Origin of the sequence: Halobacteroides halobius DSM 5150 (assembly GCF_000328625.1) — a bacterium.
In the GTDB taxonomy this organism is placed as follows: Bacteria; Bacillota; Halanaerobiia; order Halobacteroidales; family Halobacteroidaceae; genus Halobacteroides; species Halobacteroides halobius.
The window spans coordinates 917981-932510 of the sequence record NC_019978.1 but is presented as its reverse complement, the minus strand read 5'-3'; the positions used below and the strand labels follow the sequence as shown (position 1 = coordinate 932510).

16 protein-coding genes are annotated in these 14530 nt (G+C 33.2%); 1 reads left to right on the top strand and 15 read right to left on the bottom strand.

The annotated features are described in order from the left end of the window. Positions 1-97: 97 nt before the first annotated feature. From HALHA_RS04670 to HALHA_RS04620, 11 genes are all read right to left on the bottom strand, one after another. The gene (locus HALHA_RS04670) at positions 98-301 is read right to left on the bottom strand and encodes a hypothetical protein (RefSeq protein WP_015326636.1); all 204 of its coding nucleotides are present in this window, start codon (positions 299-301) and stop codon (positions 98-100) included. A 17-nt stretch (positions 302-318) separates the two neighbouring features. Next, positions 319-720, bottom strand: a complete 402-nt coding sequence (locus HALHA_RS04665) for a (2Fe-2S)-binding protein (protein WP_015326635.1) — start codon at positions 718-720, stop codon at positions 319-321. Positions 721-755: 35 nt separating this feature from the next. Next, positions 756-1961, bottom strand: a complete 1206-nt coding sequence (gene grxC / locus HALHA_RS04660) for a glutaredoxin 3 (RefSeq protein WP_015326634.1) — start codon at positions 1959-1961, stop codon at positions 756-758. A gap of 425 nt (positions 1962-2386) precedes the next feature. After that, complete coding sequence (locus tag HALHA_RS04655; RefSeq protein ID WP_015326632.1) at positions 2387-2926, bottom strand: hypothetical protein; 540 nt, start codon at positions 2924-2926, stop codon at positions 2387-2389. A 125-nt stretch (positions 2927-3051) separates the two neighbouring features. After that, the gene (locus tag HALHA_RS04650; protein ID WP_015326631.1) at positions 3052-3231 is read right to left on the bottom strand and encodes a small, acid-soluble spore protein, alpha/beta type; all 180 of its coding nucleotides are present in this window, start codon (positions 3229-3231) and stop codon (positions 3052-3054) included. A gap of 76 nt (positions 3232-3307) precedes the next feature. Next, positions 3308-4027, bottom strand: a complete 720-nt coding sequence (locus tag HALHA_RS04645) for a DUF421 domain-containing protein (protein WP_015326630.1) — start codon at positions 4025-4027, stop codon at positions 3308-3310. Between the two features lie 183 nt (positions 4028-4210). Beyond that, a complete protein-coding gene (locus HALHA_RS04640) occupies positions 4211-4621 on the bottom strand; it encodes a hypothetical protein (protein WP_015326629.1) in 411 nt (136 codons plus the stop codon). Between the two features lie 10 nt (positions 4622-4631). Further along, positions 4632-5639, bottom strand: a complete 1008-nt coding sequence (gene floA / locus HALHA_RS04635) for a flotillin-like protein FloA (RefSeq protein ID WP_015326628.1) — start codon at positions 5637-5639, stop codon at positions 4632-4634. A 1-nt stretch (position 5640) separates the two neighbouring features. Then, a complete protein-coding gene (locus HALHA_RS04630; RefSeq protein WP_015326627.1) occupies positions 5641-6957 on the bottom strand; it encodes an NfeD family protein in 1317 nt (438 codons plus the stop codon). Next, positions 6954-8096, bottom strand: a complete 1143-nt coding sequence (locus HALHA_RS04625; RefSeq protein ID WP_015326626.1) for an aldo/keto reductase — start codon at positions 8094-8096, stop codon at positions 6954-6956. Before HALHA_RS04625 ends, HALHA_RS04630 begins: the two co-directional genes overlap by 4 nt. 66 nt (positions 8097-8162) lie before the next feature. Then, entirely contained in the window at positions 8163-9533 is a 1371-nt protein-coding gene (locus tag HALHA_RS04620; RefSeq protein ID WP_015326625.1) for an MATE family efflux transporter, read from the bottom strand. 109 nt (positions 9534-9642) lie between these two features. Between HALHA_RS04620 and HALHA_RS04615 the strand changes: the two genes are divergently transcribed. After that, complete coding sequence (locus HALHA_RS04615) at positions 9643-9834, top strand: hypothetical protein (protein WP_015326624.1); 192 nt, start codon at positions 9643-9645, stop codon at positions 9832-9834. Positions 9835-9841: 7 nt separating this feature from the next. Here the strand turns inward: HALHA_RS04615 and malQ are convergent, their stop codons facing one another. The 4 genes from malQ to HALHA_RS04595 all read right to left on the bottom strand — a co-directional run bounded on the left by malQ (position 9842) and on the right by HALHA_RS04595 (position 14519). Continuing rightward, positions 9842-11341: a 4-alpha-glucanotransferase gene (gene malQ / locus HALHA_RS04610; RefSeq protein WP_015326623.1), complete on the bottom strand. Its 1500-nt coding sequence runs from the start codon at positions 11339-11341 to the stop codon at positions 9842-9844. Between the two features lie 116 nt (positions 11342-11457). After that, complete coding sequence (locus HALHA_RS12975) at positions 11458-12426, bottom strand: hypothetical protein (protein ID WP_015326622.1); 969 nt, start codon at positions 12424-12426, stop codon at positions 11458-11460. Between the two features lie 55 nt (positions 12427-12481). Continuing rightward, positions 12482-13234 (bottom strand): outer membrane lipoprotein-sorting protein, encoded by a 753-nt coding sequence (locus HALHA_RS04600; RefSeq protein ID WP_015326621.1) that lies wholly within the window; start codon positions 13232-13234, stop codon positions 12482-12484. Positions 13235-13259: 25 nt separating this feature from the next. Then, positions 13260-14519 carry an ABC transporter permease gene (locus HALHA_RS04595; protein ID WP_015326620.1) on the bottom strand — a complete coding sequence of 420 codons (1260 nt, stop codon included), beginning with the start codon at positions 14517-14519 and terminating at the stop codon, positions 13260-13262. Positions 14520-14530 lie beyond the last annotated feature (11 nt).

Genomic DNA, 14530 nt, shown 5'->3' with positions numbered 1-14530 from the left:
AAAAATTTAAATTTCCATAAAAACGGGCCAACTTCTTTTGAATTAAGAAGTTGGCCCGTAAATAAATTTAAATATAATAATCTCCTAATTAACTGCTTTACTTTCTTCTCTTATCGGTATTACTATTATCCACAGGACTACCAACCTTACTCATTTTATCTCCAATCCAGTTTAAGTCTTTATCAACTTGATTAACTTTATCTACTAAATCTTGAATAGTAGTCTCCTCTAAGTCAACTATTCCTACCAAATCTGCCCCTTGCTCTTTAGCAAACTCAATCACCTGGGTAGTTAACTTCATGTTATCCCTCCAAATTTTCACTGTTGCTTTGCAATTTCTTCCTGTAAAGCCTGATGACAGCATTCACCTAAGGGATTTTCGGTTAAACAATGCCCTGTCAATTTCTTAGTAGTATACTCTCTAATCTCCTCAACAGTATTATAGCCCTTAGCCACTGCCTGCTTAATCTCTTTTCTAGTCAATTTAGAACAATAACAGATTGGAGAATCTTCAGTAGAATCCTCTTTAAACCAGACCTGAACTCGCAAATCTGTAGTTTCATAAATAGCTAAATTATTAAAATAAACTACTTCACAATTTTCAGTAAGACAGACTGAATATTTTTTCCCTTCTATCTCTTTTTCTACTAAACTATCTACAGTAGTATAATTAATATCACGCCCTAAATTATCACATTGTGGACATAAATTATTCTTCATTGTTCGCCATCCCTCCACCAATAGTAACTATTATTTTAATCCTCTGGATTCAATTGTAAATATTCATTCACTCTTAGAGCAGCCTTAGCTCCCTCAGCAGCTGCTACAATTATCTGTTTATCCTTAATATCAGTTACATCTCCTGCAGCCCAGATTCCTTCTACAGTAGTCTGGTTATTCTGGTCCACTATAATCTCATTGTGCTGATTAGTAGCTACTAGCTGGTCTACAAACCCACTATTAGGGATTAAACCAATTTCTACAAAAACTGCCTTGATAGAAAGAGTTTGGTACTTACCAGTCTCAGTATCCCGGATTACTATCTCTTCTACTTCTTTAGCACCTGTAATTTCTTCTACTCCATGGCCGGTATAAATCTCGATTAAGTCATTAGCTTGCACCTTCTCTTGGAGAACTTCATCACCAGCTAACTGATCACCAACCTCAATCAAGTTGACTTTACTATCCAGTTTAGCCATATCTAAAGCTGCTTCTAAACCAGAATTACCGCCACCTACCACAGCTACCTCATCACCAGCATATAAATAGCCATCACAGATAGCACAGTAATGAACTCCTTTTCCTTTTAACTCATGTTCTCCTGGAACACCTAGACTACGATTGTGAGTTCCTGTAGCCACAATCACAGAACGGGTTTCAATCTCCTGCTGAGTGGTTTCTACTACTTTTAGTTTATCTTGGGTTCTAATATTAGTTACTTCAGCTCCTAACTTAGCTTGAACATCATACTTTTGGGTATGCTGCCAAAAAGACTCCATTAAATCCCCGCCAGTTATCTCCGGACTCCCAATCCAATTATCAATTATATCAGTTTCAATAACTTGGCCCCCTAAAGATAAGGAAAGGACTAATACTTCTAGACCTTTCCGGGCCCCATAAATAGCTGCACTCAATCCAGCTGGCCCAGCCCCGACAATTACTAAATCCCAGATCTGATCCAAATCAACAGGCTCAAGACCTAACATCTCATTTAATTTACCAGTAGTCTCTAGTTCGATTAAATCATCATAACCACCAATATTTTGCCCATCAATAAATATCTGTGGCACAGTCTTAGCTCCATTACTCCTCTTAGCCATTTCTTCTTTTTTACCCTCTGCTTCATCAATCAAATATTCAGTATAGGCTAGATCTTTGCTACGAAAAAAAGACTTTGCTTTCCGACAGTAAGGACACCAGGTCAAAGTATAAATCTCAATCTCGGGTTGATTATCACTCATTTTATCCACTCCCTATCAATATTAATAATCATTTCTATTCTTATTATATATTATTTTCTAGCTGTATATTATTTTTCCTCGTAATTTTTTCACATTATTAAAACGAATAAAATTAATAATAAAATCTAAATACTACAACCTCTAATTGACAATAGATTGGTTTAATAAATAAAAAGGAGTCGTGCCTAGGCACGACCCCCTTTTATTCTTAATACTTAACTCCCATATCACCTTGCATAAGTAAGATAATTAAGACTAAAACAATTAGTAACATACCATCACCTTGATATTCTCCCATAACTTTTCCCTCCTTTTTTTAATTCAATATATAATATAAGTTCAAAGGGAAATCTGTTAAAGGTAATATATGGATACAACGTTGAACTTGTCCCATATTAAAAATTCCCGGGTGACCCCGAGAAAGATTATAGATCAAAATCCCAAACTATAGCACCAGAATCTTGCTGCTTATCATCTTTTTCTTCTGTTTGTAAGTTATCTTCCCCTTCTATCTTTTTCTCTTCAGTTAAATCTTCTGATTCTTCTGTCTCTAAATCCTGCTCTTTATCCTTTTCTTCTTTTTCTATTAGTTCATCCTCTATTTCTGAAATATCATCTTCGGCTTTCTCGACAACTTCTTCTATTTCTAACTCTTCTGTCTCATTAGTACTCTCCTCTTTTTTAGATTTAGGATTATTTTGCAGTTCTAGATACCTTGCTCCAGACTCAGTTAAATAAAATACTTTTTTACGCCCTTGGACGGAATGGTCAAGAAGTAAGTTAGATTCTAATTCTGCAATGATTTCTTTAATAGCATTTCTATTTAAGGCCGTAGTTTGCTCAAAAACCTGACCAGTTAAACTCACCTCTTCTTCAAATAATGGAGAAAGTTGATTTAAAGTCTGTTGGGCTTGATTAGATAAGCTACCAGCTACTTTTTGAATACAATCATCACATAATCTCATTCTTTTCCCCCCTTCTATCAATACTTACTTTAAAACATCTATTCTATCAAATATATACTGTAACTAGTAGCAAAATATACCCAATAATATTAGATAAAAAGAAAAGCAGTAGGAGCTTAACGCCCCTACTGCTTTTTTTGGTCTTGCTGAGCCATTGCTTCTTCTGTCTTCTCTATTGCTCGCTTAACTAAAGACCCAGCTTCTCTAGTGGTTATATTACCCCAATCACCATCCTTAACTTTGTGGTCAAAACCCAACTCCTCAGCTAACTCATACTTGGTTTTATCGGACATAATACGTCCCATTGGGGAACCACCTCCATTAATAGAATGACCAATAAATAAAAGATTATACGAACTTAGCTTTCCTAATATATCCAAGTTAATTATCACTAATATCTACTTTATCTTTACCTAACTTATCTGCTTTAAAATCAAAATAAAGGCTTTTATCAATTGGATTATAACTTAGCCAAACTATATCTTCTACTTCTACATTTTCTGCACTTACTTTCTGTTTAAGCCACTTTTCTGTCAAGTTATGTTGCTCTAAATTAGACTTGATTATTTTTCCGTCAACTATTAATTCAGTAGCAATTGTCTGCTCTTTAGGTTGAATATTTAAATCAGCTGGTGTGACAGGATTTTGTTTAGCCACAGGCATAACACTTACCTTTCCATTCGTTTCTAATAAGGCAAAATGAACATTTTTAATATCAAATATCTTCCTTTGTCTTAGCTCAGCCATTAAATCTGCCATATTAAATCTGCTTTTCTCCATATTATCCTCTAAAATTTTACCCTTATGGATCAAAATAGTTGGTTCACCCTCTAAAACCTTTCTTACTTTTCTATTTTTAAGGGTAATATATTGAACTAAAAATGTGAATAATGCAAAAACAAATAAAGCCCATAAATAATACCAGGTTGGATTTTTAACATTTGTGGCTGCAGTTGCTGCAATTGAGCCAAACGTAACTCCATTTACATAATCATAAAAGGTTAATTGACTGATCTGCTTTTTACCAAGAACTCTGGTGAGAAGATAAATAGTAAAAAAAGTTAGTGTTGCTTGGATAAAAATTCTTATAATCATATTCATTTTTTAACCTCCTGTAATTTAAAATCAATTTTAGGATATACTAAAATTAAGATTTTTATAAGGAGGTTATCATGAGCTCTCTACTAATTATCTTATTTATAATTATCGGCTTTGCCTTATTATATTATCTATCTGGGAAAGAATTATTATAAAGAGTCTAGGGATATCCCTAGACTCTTTCATTTAATCATCTTTTCTATATATTGGGTGCGGTTTTTTGGCCCGGGGTTGATCTAATATTTCTTTAAAGATAATTCCTTGCATAACTTCTTTTTTACCAAACGAGCTAGTTTGTCTTTTAGCTGAAGTTGCTTTCTTCTTTTTTTGTTCTGTCTTTAATTTTTTAGCTGGCTTTTTACTTTTAACTACTTTGTTGTCTTCTTCAGATTTATTACTTGTCTGAGAAATAGTTTTCTGTGGTATATCTAGCTCAAAATTTTCTGGTTCTGCTTGACTCTCTGTGGTTTCTGATGCAAAATCTCCAGCATTATTTTGTTGATTGACGGACTCATTTATTTTATCAATTAACTTGCTTGCCAATCCCCACAGTATAACAATTGCTGGCCAAAAAGCAAATAAATTATCTAAATCCATATTACCACTCCTAGTCTAGATCTTCATCGACTACACTATCTTGATTATCATAATCATTTGCTTCAAACTGAGATATATTATCCCTCATCTCAGTATCAGCCTTAACATTTTGCATATTTATATAATCCATAACCCCCATATTTCCAGAACGTAAAGCTTCAGCCATTGCTTTAGGAACTTCAGCTTCTGCTGCTACTACTTTAGCTTGATTTTCCTGTACTTTAGCTTTCATTTCTTGTTCTTGAGCTACTGCCATAGCACGTCTTTCCTCTGCTTTTGCTTGGGCAATTTCTTTATCAGCTTCTGCCTGATCTGCTTGTAAATGGGCTCCAATATTATCTCCTACATTCACATCCGCAATATCAATTGATAGAATCTCAAAAGCTGTCCCAGAATCAAGTCCTTTTTCTAATACAGTTTTAGAAATAGAATCTGGATTTTCTAATACCCTTTTATGTTCATCAGCAGAACCAACAGTAGTTACAATACCTTCACCAACTCTAGCTAAAATCGTCTCTTCGCCTGCTCCACCTACTAATTGATCAATATTGGCCCGGACTGTAACTCTAGCAGTTGCCTTAACCTGAATTCCATCTCTAGCTACAGCAGCTACTTCTGGCGTTTGTACCACTTTAGGATTAACACTCATCTGTACAGCTTCTAATACATCCCTACCTGCTAAATCAATAGCAGCTGCTCGCTCAAAAGTTAAATCAATTTCAGCTCTTTCAGCAGCTATTAAAGCATCAACCACATTATCAACATTACCACCAGCTAAATAATGAGCTTCTAATTGATTACTACTTAATTGTAAACCTGCCTTATGTGATTTAATCATAGGACGAATAATCGCTGATGGAATAACCCTTCTTAATCTCATCCCAATTAAATTAAAGAACCCAACCTTTACTCCAGCTGCTAATGCAGAAATCCATAAACCTAAGGGGATAAAATAAAAGAATATAATAAAAAATAAAACTGCCCCACCAATAATTAATAAAAGTATAGGTGTTGTCATATTACTCCTCCTTTGTTATTTCTCTAACTACTATTCTATTTCCAGTTACCTCAATAACTTCTACTAACTTACCTTCTTTAATATAGTTACCTTCACTGACTACATTTAAACGTTGACCTTTAATGTTTACAATTCCAGATGGACGTAAAACATTTATTACCTTTCCTTGAGCCCCTAATAGTTTCTCTGTTTTTAATTTAGATGTTACATAACCTGCTTTTTTAGTTTGATTTTCAGCTAAAGAAACTTTACTCCATAAAGCCGTTGTACCAAATTTTTTAATAATCAACCATATTCCTACAATTGATAAAACTAAAGTAGTAGCTATAACCTTTAGTGCTATATTGGAAGTCGGAAAGACAAAATAAAGACTACTAAATATAGCTACTAAACCACTAATACCAGCTACTCCAAAGCCAGGGATTACTAAAACCTCCAGTAACATTAAAATAATCCCTACCATAAATAAAATAATTAAGCCCCAACTAGCTACTCCATTAATTATATAACCGCTAAAGAAAAGACCTAAACTTAATAAACCAATTGCACCTCCTACTCCCCAACCTGGGGCCAAGGCTTCAAAAGCAAGAGCAATAAAACCAACAGTCAATAAAATTATACTGCTAGCAGGATTAGTAGTTATTTCAGCAAATTTTTCTGTAAGAGTTAATTTTACTTTAAATACTTGTGCTCTACTTAATTTCATTTTAGCTAATAATTCTTTAAAACTTACTACCTTTAAATCTGCTATCTTATGTGATATAGCTTCTTGAACGGTTAAGGTTAACAAATTCCCTTTCTTACTAACCTCAGGAATACTTATCTCTTTATCAACCATTGCTGCAGCTAATTTACCGTTTTTATCTCTTCTTTGTGCCGTTGCTTTAAATTCTTTTCGTAAAGCTGAAATATACTTCTCTTCTTGTGGTCTAGTCTCAGCAGCACCAATACTACTACCTGGAGTCATAGCCAATTCATTTCCGGCTAAAGCAATTAAAGCTCCTGCTGACCAGGCTCTACCTGACACGTAAGTGACAATTGGCAGCGAGGAAGCAAAAATACTATCTTTAATCTTAATTGCAGAATCAACTAATCCTCCATATGTATTAATATCAAGTACAATCAAGTCAGCTCTAGCAGCTTGAGCTTGCTTAATCCCTTTCTTTACTAGATGAACCATGCCAGAATCAATTGTCCCATGAATTGGTATTTTATATACTAACTGAGACGATTTAGCCTGAATAGGAACTGCTAGATAAGAAAATGCAACTAACAATATGAGGAAACTAATTACTAATTTAATTGGTGTTCTAATCAAATTTCACCTTCCTTAGCAAAATAGGCTGTTACTTCATCTAATAGCTGACTAACCTTTAAATTTTGTGGACAAGCTTCTTCACACTGACCACAAGCAACACAAGTACTACTCTTTTGCTTATCCTCCATATTATTATACCTTTTAGCTGTAGCTTCATATTCATCATAAATTTTTGCTTTATTGTATAATGAAAAATTATTAGGAATTGCCACTCCCACTGGACAAGGGACACAATAGCCACATCCTGTACAATCAACAGCAGATAATTTTTGGTATTCTTCGTAAACTTTATCTATCATATCTAATTGTTGCTGAGTTAATGAATCTATTCCTGATTGGTCAGCACTTTCTATATTCTCTTTTACCTGTTGTAAATTGCTCATTCCACTTAGAACCAATGAAACTTCGGGCCGATTCCATAACCACTGTAATGCCCAGTCGACTGGTGTCCGTTCTTCATCAGCTTGATCCCAAACCTCTTGGACTGCTTTAGGTTGTTCATTAGCTAATGTTCCTCCTTTTAATGGCTCCATAACTATTACATCTAATCCTTTATCTGCAGCGTATTCAAGTCCTTTTTCTCCTGCCTGAAAGTCTCTATCTAAATAATTATATTGAATCTGACAAAAATCCCAATCCTGATAAGCATCAACTATCTCAGTAAATAATTTATAATCATCATGAAAAGAAAAGCCAATTTTATCTATCTTACCCTCATTTTGTACCTTTTCTATCCAATCAAAAACATTTAATTGTTGGTAGGTCTTCCAATGATCTTCGTCTAAAGCATGTAATAAATAAAAATCTATCTTATCTACCCCTAATTTTTCTAATTGCTTATCTAAATAATAATCCATATCTTCTTCAGTTTCTAGTTCCCAAGAGGGTAACTTAGTAGCTAATTTAACTTGCTTACGATAGCCATCCTGTAAAGCTTTTTTAACCAATATTTCACTCTCTCCATCATGATAGGGCCAAGCAGTATCAATATAATTAACTCCTTGGTCAATCGCATGTCTAATCATTTTAATTGCTCTTTTCTCATCAATAGCTCCCTCATCAGTCGTAGGAAATCTCATTGCTCCAAATCCTAAAGCTGAAGGTTGCCAATCTGAATTTTTTAGTTTTCTATACTGCATCAATTAACGCCCCCTATTTATAGTAATCCTAATTACATTATACATATTTTTTGAAATAAAAACAAATTATCCATAATTATTTGCAGGATTAACTATTACCTTCTTCTTCCAAACACCTCTTTTAAACCAAATAAAAGCTAATATAGCTCCTAATAAATTAGCTATAAAAACACCCCACCATAATCCTCTAGTTCCCATTTCTAAATAATGGGCCAAAAAGTTAGCCAGAGGAACTCGCAAAACACATAAGCTTAAAGCTGAAAAGACCATAGCCGGAATAGTATCTCCCGCTCCTTTGAAACCACCATTAACTACACGTAAAGTACCCATAAAACCAAAAGAAAAGGCTATTATTTGCAAATAACTAGTTCCTAAGTTTAGTACCTGAGCATTATCATTAAACAATTGAACTATATAAGGAGCCAAACCAAAGACAAGTATAGCTATCCCAGTTAAGATTAAAAAATCAAGTAAAGTACTTATTAAAACGGTCTGTTCTGCTTTTTCTTGATTATCAGCTCCTAAATGTTGACCAACTAGTGTAGTAGTTGCTGCTGAAAAACCAAGCGCAGGCATAAAAACCAAAGATAAAACTCGATTACCTATTCCATAGGCCGCAACTGCTGATGTCCCAAAGGTTGCTACTGTACCAGTCATTAATAACATCCCAACTGCATTCGTTGACTGTTCTAAAGATGCTGGAACTCCAACTGCTACTAACTTCTTAATCGCACCCCACTTTGGCCATAAATCTGCTAACTGTAACTTGACTCCATAGTCACCACTAAATAATATTTTAACCCCTATTATAGCTACTAACACTCGGGCCAAGGTAGTTGCTAAGGCAGCTCCTAGAACCTCTAACTTAGGAAAAGGACCCCAACCAAAGATTAATACAGGATCTAAAATAATATTAATTACTGTAGAAATAAACATTAATTTCATCGGCGTTTTACTATCTCCTAAGCCCCGTAGTACTGAGGTAAATACAAAGTAAATAAACATAGGAGTTAAACCAATAAATAACATATTTAAAAAATCAGTTCCTAATCTTAAAACTCTTCCCTCAGCCCCTAATATCCTTAAAATTTGTTCATTAAAAATAAAACCAACTACTGAAAAAACAATAGAAACTATAGTTACCACAACTAATGTCTGTCCAGTATATTTATTGACCTTTGCTTGTTCTTGGGCTCCTTTATGTTGAGCTATCAAAGAAGTCCCTGCAATAGTAAACCCTAGGGCTAAAGACATCATTAAAAATATAATTGGAAAACCTAATGAAACTGCTGCTACAGCATCAGCTCCTAATTTACCCACCCAAATAGTATCTACAATATTATACGTAGTCTGCATTAAATTACTTAAAATAATTGGCCAAGCTAAAGTTAACAAACTTGTAGTTATTGGCTGCTCTATTAATTTTTCTTTCTTCATACTATCAACCTTCCTAAATCAAATATAACTAGATTTATTTTCTGAGCGCATTAAAATTCTTAAACTTACAAATAATAACTTTAAATATTTATTAAAAGGGAGTGAAAATATGATTAATCAACAATTACTACAAAAAGTAGCTCAAAACTGTCCAGAATATGATCCAATTGCTAACGCGCAAGGATATGGTATCTCTTGGCTAAATAATCCAGAGTCTTTAGATAAAATCGAATGTGATTTATGTGTTAATTGGCAAGAGGGGGCCTGTCATATCTTTCAAGATCATAAAGAAAAATACTAACTAGTCTCTATCTATTATACTGATAGGTTAAATCCTTTAATTGCTCTGCTAAATCCAAGGTCAACATTTTTTCTTGATACTTCCACTGCCAGTTACCACTAGCAACTCCAGGATTATTTAATCTAGCTTGACTGCCTAAAGAAATGATATCCTGTAAAGGAGCAATAGCTAATACTGCTTTAGAAGACCAAGCTAACTCTAGCAAATTCCAAGAGGGTTTATTATATGTGCTTTCAGTTAGATATTTAGTCGTATATTCTTCTAATAAATTCTTTTCTTTAGATTTAGCTTGATTATGATACCATCCCTTAGTAGTATTATTATCATGGGTTCCTGTATAAACAATAGAATTTTTAGAATAATTATGTGGCAAATATTTATTTTCCAGATCTTCATGAAAAGCAAATTGTAATACCTTCATCCCGGGAAAGTCAAACTTATTTCTTACTTCTTTTACTCTTTCATTTATCAAACCTAAATCTTCAATGATAAATGGCAATTTACCTAATTTTTTCTTTACTATTTTAAAGAAGTGTTCCTGAGGGCCAAGCTCCCAGTTACCATTTACAGCAGTTTCTTTCCCATAAGGAACTGCCCAATAAGATATAAAAGCCCTAAAGTGATCAATACGTATAATATCCGTTAATTCTAACATTAAATTAAACCTATCTATCCACCACTGATAATTATCTCTTCTCAGATGCTTCCAATCATATAAAGGATTACCCCATAGTTGGCCTTTAGGGCTAAAATAATCAGGTGGGGTTCCTGCTACTTTGGTTGGTAGCCGATTCTCATCAAGACAAAAAAATTGAGAGTTGGCCCAAGCATCAGCACTATCAAGAGCAATAAAAGCAGGAATATCTCCAATAATCTTAATTCCTTTATTATTAGCATACTTCTTTAAAGCAGCCCATTGTTTAAAGAAAATAAACTGTAAGAAGTAGCGAAACTCAATTTGATCTTTTAATTGCTTCTGATAGCTAACTATAGCTTCTTCTTCTCTAAATTTAATATCATAATCCCAATCCACCCAAGCTTGTCCACCAAAATAATCCTTTAAAGCTCTAAATAAAGCATAATCAGCAAGCCACTTCTTATTTTTTCGACAAAATTTATTAAATGCCTTTTCTTCTATCTTAGAATTTTTAAATACTTTAAAAGCTTTTTTTAATAATGGCATCTTATAATCAATAACTTTACCATATTCTACTCTAGTCTGGTCAAAATCAATTGAGTTATCTAAGTCACTTTTAGCTAATAAACCTTCAGCAACTAACTTATCTAAACTAATTAAATAAGGATTGCCAGCAAAAGCCGAAAAAGGCTGATACGGTGAATCACCATAGCCAGTTGGCCCTAAAGGACACACTTGCCACAAACCTTGATCTGCTAGACTTAAAAAATCTATAAATTGATAAGCTTCTGCTCCTAAACTTCCAATTCCATACTCACCTGGTAAAGAAGTTGGATGCAAGAAGATACCACTCTTTCTTTCAAATTTCATTTAAACCCCTCCCAACCTAAATTATTAACCGTAAACTAATTATTATTATTACCAGGTGTTGCTTATATATATCCATATTTTAGAATAGATTATCCAGATAATAATTTTTACTCGTTCTAAAATGGATAACTAAAACTCATTTCAATTACTTTAGTAACCTGATTATTATTTTTAGTTATAGAGGTACTTAATTCAAAATCTAGATTAGTTCCTAACTGCTTTTGATAGCTTCCCGCTAACATTCCCGTTAAATCATCACTAAGACTGACTATCATATAAGAACTAAAATTAGAAAAATTATTAATTTTATAATTAGCAAATCCAGCTACTAATTGATCCCCCAAACCAATATAACTTCCTGCTTCATTCCTTAAATACTCACCTTGTAAAGTTAACTTATTAAAATCATTAAATTGAAAGCTATAATCAACTCCTACCAAATAAACAGGAACTCCAGCTTTAGAATAATAAGCAATTGCTCCATAAATACCAACAGGGCCCAGGTCTCCTTTACCACTAATTCCAAATCGCCTGTTACCTTGATAATCTTTTATATAATTAGCACTTAAATCATAGCCCTTATAATATGTTCTAGCTCGTAGCCCTTCTTTAACTTGACCTTGCTGGGAAAAGGAAGCTACTCCCGTAAGCCCTGTATTCCAATTAACTGGATAATATATTTCTACTGCATCTACAACTTTAGCCTCTCTTTTTTCTCCCATAGTCTCTGCTCCTAAATTAAAATCAACTGGATTTAATAATGAACCAAAAGACCAGGATATAGGTTGTCTACCGATTGTTAAATCAAACTTAGGAAAATAATGAGCTAGATATAATTTTTTCACTTGATAATCACTTCGATTACTAAACAAATTCACTGCAAACTTAGCCTCTGTAGTACTATTAGCCGGTAATAAAAAGTTTAAATTGATTTTATTCAGTAAGAAACTATCACTACCTTGGTCATTAATCAAGGTTCTAATTTTAGATTCAACTTCTCCTCCTACTTCTACTTTAGCAAGAACAGAAGTAGATAAAAAGACTAATAAAACTAAAATTAATATTATATAATTCTTGCTCTTCATATTATCCCTCTTCTCTTTAAAATAATAAGAGCTTATTGATATCTAACTGCACTTCTTATCTTCTTAAATTACGTAAACTAAACTTACTTTTAGGAATACTAGCATTAAATTCAACTGACTCAACTTTAAAAATAGTCTTAGTCATCCGTTTTAACTTATTATCTACGACTTGATAGGTCGGAAACCACCGCCCTTCAATCTTTTCAACCTTTTTTGTTCTCATCACTTTTAGCAACCTACCACTTCTAGCATATAACTCTACCTTCAATGGTACAAATCTTTTTTTATCAATCCAACTAACTCGTCGATAGTAAGAAGCTTCAGCACCTTCTTTTTTTATCCCTTCTAGTACATAACAGCTTCGTTTATTTAATCTTTCTTTCCTAATTACCTCAAAATTATATAGATCTGTTAACTTAGTCGATTCCATCATATCTTGATAAGAGAAGTCACTGCCCATCATTCCCTGTTCTAACATATGTCCAGAGATTTTAACTATCTCCTCAGCAGTCGGAAAGTACATCCATAAGTCACCATTTCGTTTTAAAAATTTAGTTCCTCTATCCCGAGGATTAGTAAACTTAGTTAAACCATATTTAGAACCTCTAACCAGACTAATCATCTCTTTAGTTATCTTTCTCTCCCCTTTAATAATTGTCATTTTAGACTTCATTCGGGCTGATTTAAGATGTTGATAGTCATCTACCTGCTCCATAATCTCTTGGGGAGTTATCGCCATAACTAGATTTGAAACCAAACTTAACAGCATCACTAAAAGAATTAATTGTAATTTGAATTTATTAATCATTAATTCCACCTCTCTTTAATTATTATCAATTACTTCTTAAGGCATCAGCAGGGTTTAATTTAGTAGCCCGTCTAGCAGGAATAATGCAAGTTACTGTTGTTACTAATACACCTAAAAGGAAAGAATAAATTAATGTTTCACTACTAACTGCAGGTCTAATTACAGGATTCATCATTATATTAGCACTAACTCCTTTTAAAGCATTACTATAATCAATAATACCAGTTAGAGCAGTAATTTTAGTAACAATTCCTCCTATAATCACCCCTGCTAAACTACCTACTACTCCCATCACTATTCCTTCTATAATAAACATGAATAAAATTTCTTGCTTCTTTAAACCTAAAGCAGCCATCATTCCTATTTCTTTAGTTCGTTCCTTAACAATCATCACCATAGTATTAATTACTATAAATCCTCCTAACATAGCTAAGAAAATATAAATCAAATTATAGATCATCTCGCCTACCTTTAACATCCCAATCATACTATAATTATCCCAAGGAATTATAGCATACTCTTTGCTACTTCCTTTATTTTTAAATAATTTATTTACTTTAGCTAAAGTAGGCGCTATATGTCTATAATTAACAGTTTCTAATAGTACTTCTGTAGCCATATTAGGCATTCCTAATATTCTTTGGGCTTGATTTAAAGGAAGATAAAACAACCTATTATCAAGTAACTTTAACCCACTATCTATCCTACCTACTACTTTAAAGGTAGATGCTTTAAGCGAACCAAAAGAAGTTTTATATAAAATAGTGGTCTTATCTCCAACCTTTATCCCTATTTCTTGTAGTAAATCTGTGCCCATTATAATCTCTAGTTGCCCCTTTTTGATCATCCTACCTTCTACTATCTTATTTTCAATATTAGTAAATTCAGTCTCTTTACTAGGCTTAACCCCCCAACCTATCATTCTTATCATTTTATCTTTTTGACTAACCATTGCTCCAAATTTAAGGCGAGGAATAACCAGCTTTACTCCTTCAATTTCTTTTAATTCTTCCTGCATTTGAGTAAGTCCTTGACCTTTAAAACCATCTACTGGAGAGTTTAATGAAAGTAACCTTTGCTTTTGTTTATACTCTTGATCGATTACTTTAATGTGACCTGCTTTATATTGAATATGTAAGGTAAACATATTATCTATCATTCCTACTACTAACCCTTTAACAAATACTACTAAAGCTACTGAAAGAGTAATTGCTAAAATAGAGATAAAACTTCTTAATTTATTACGGAATAAATTCTTCGCTGCTAGATTCCAAAGATACTTCATTTATCTTACCT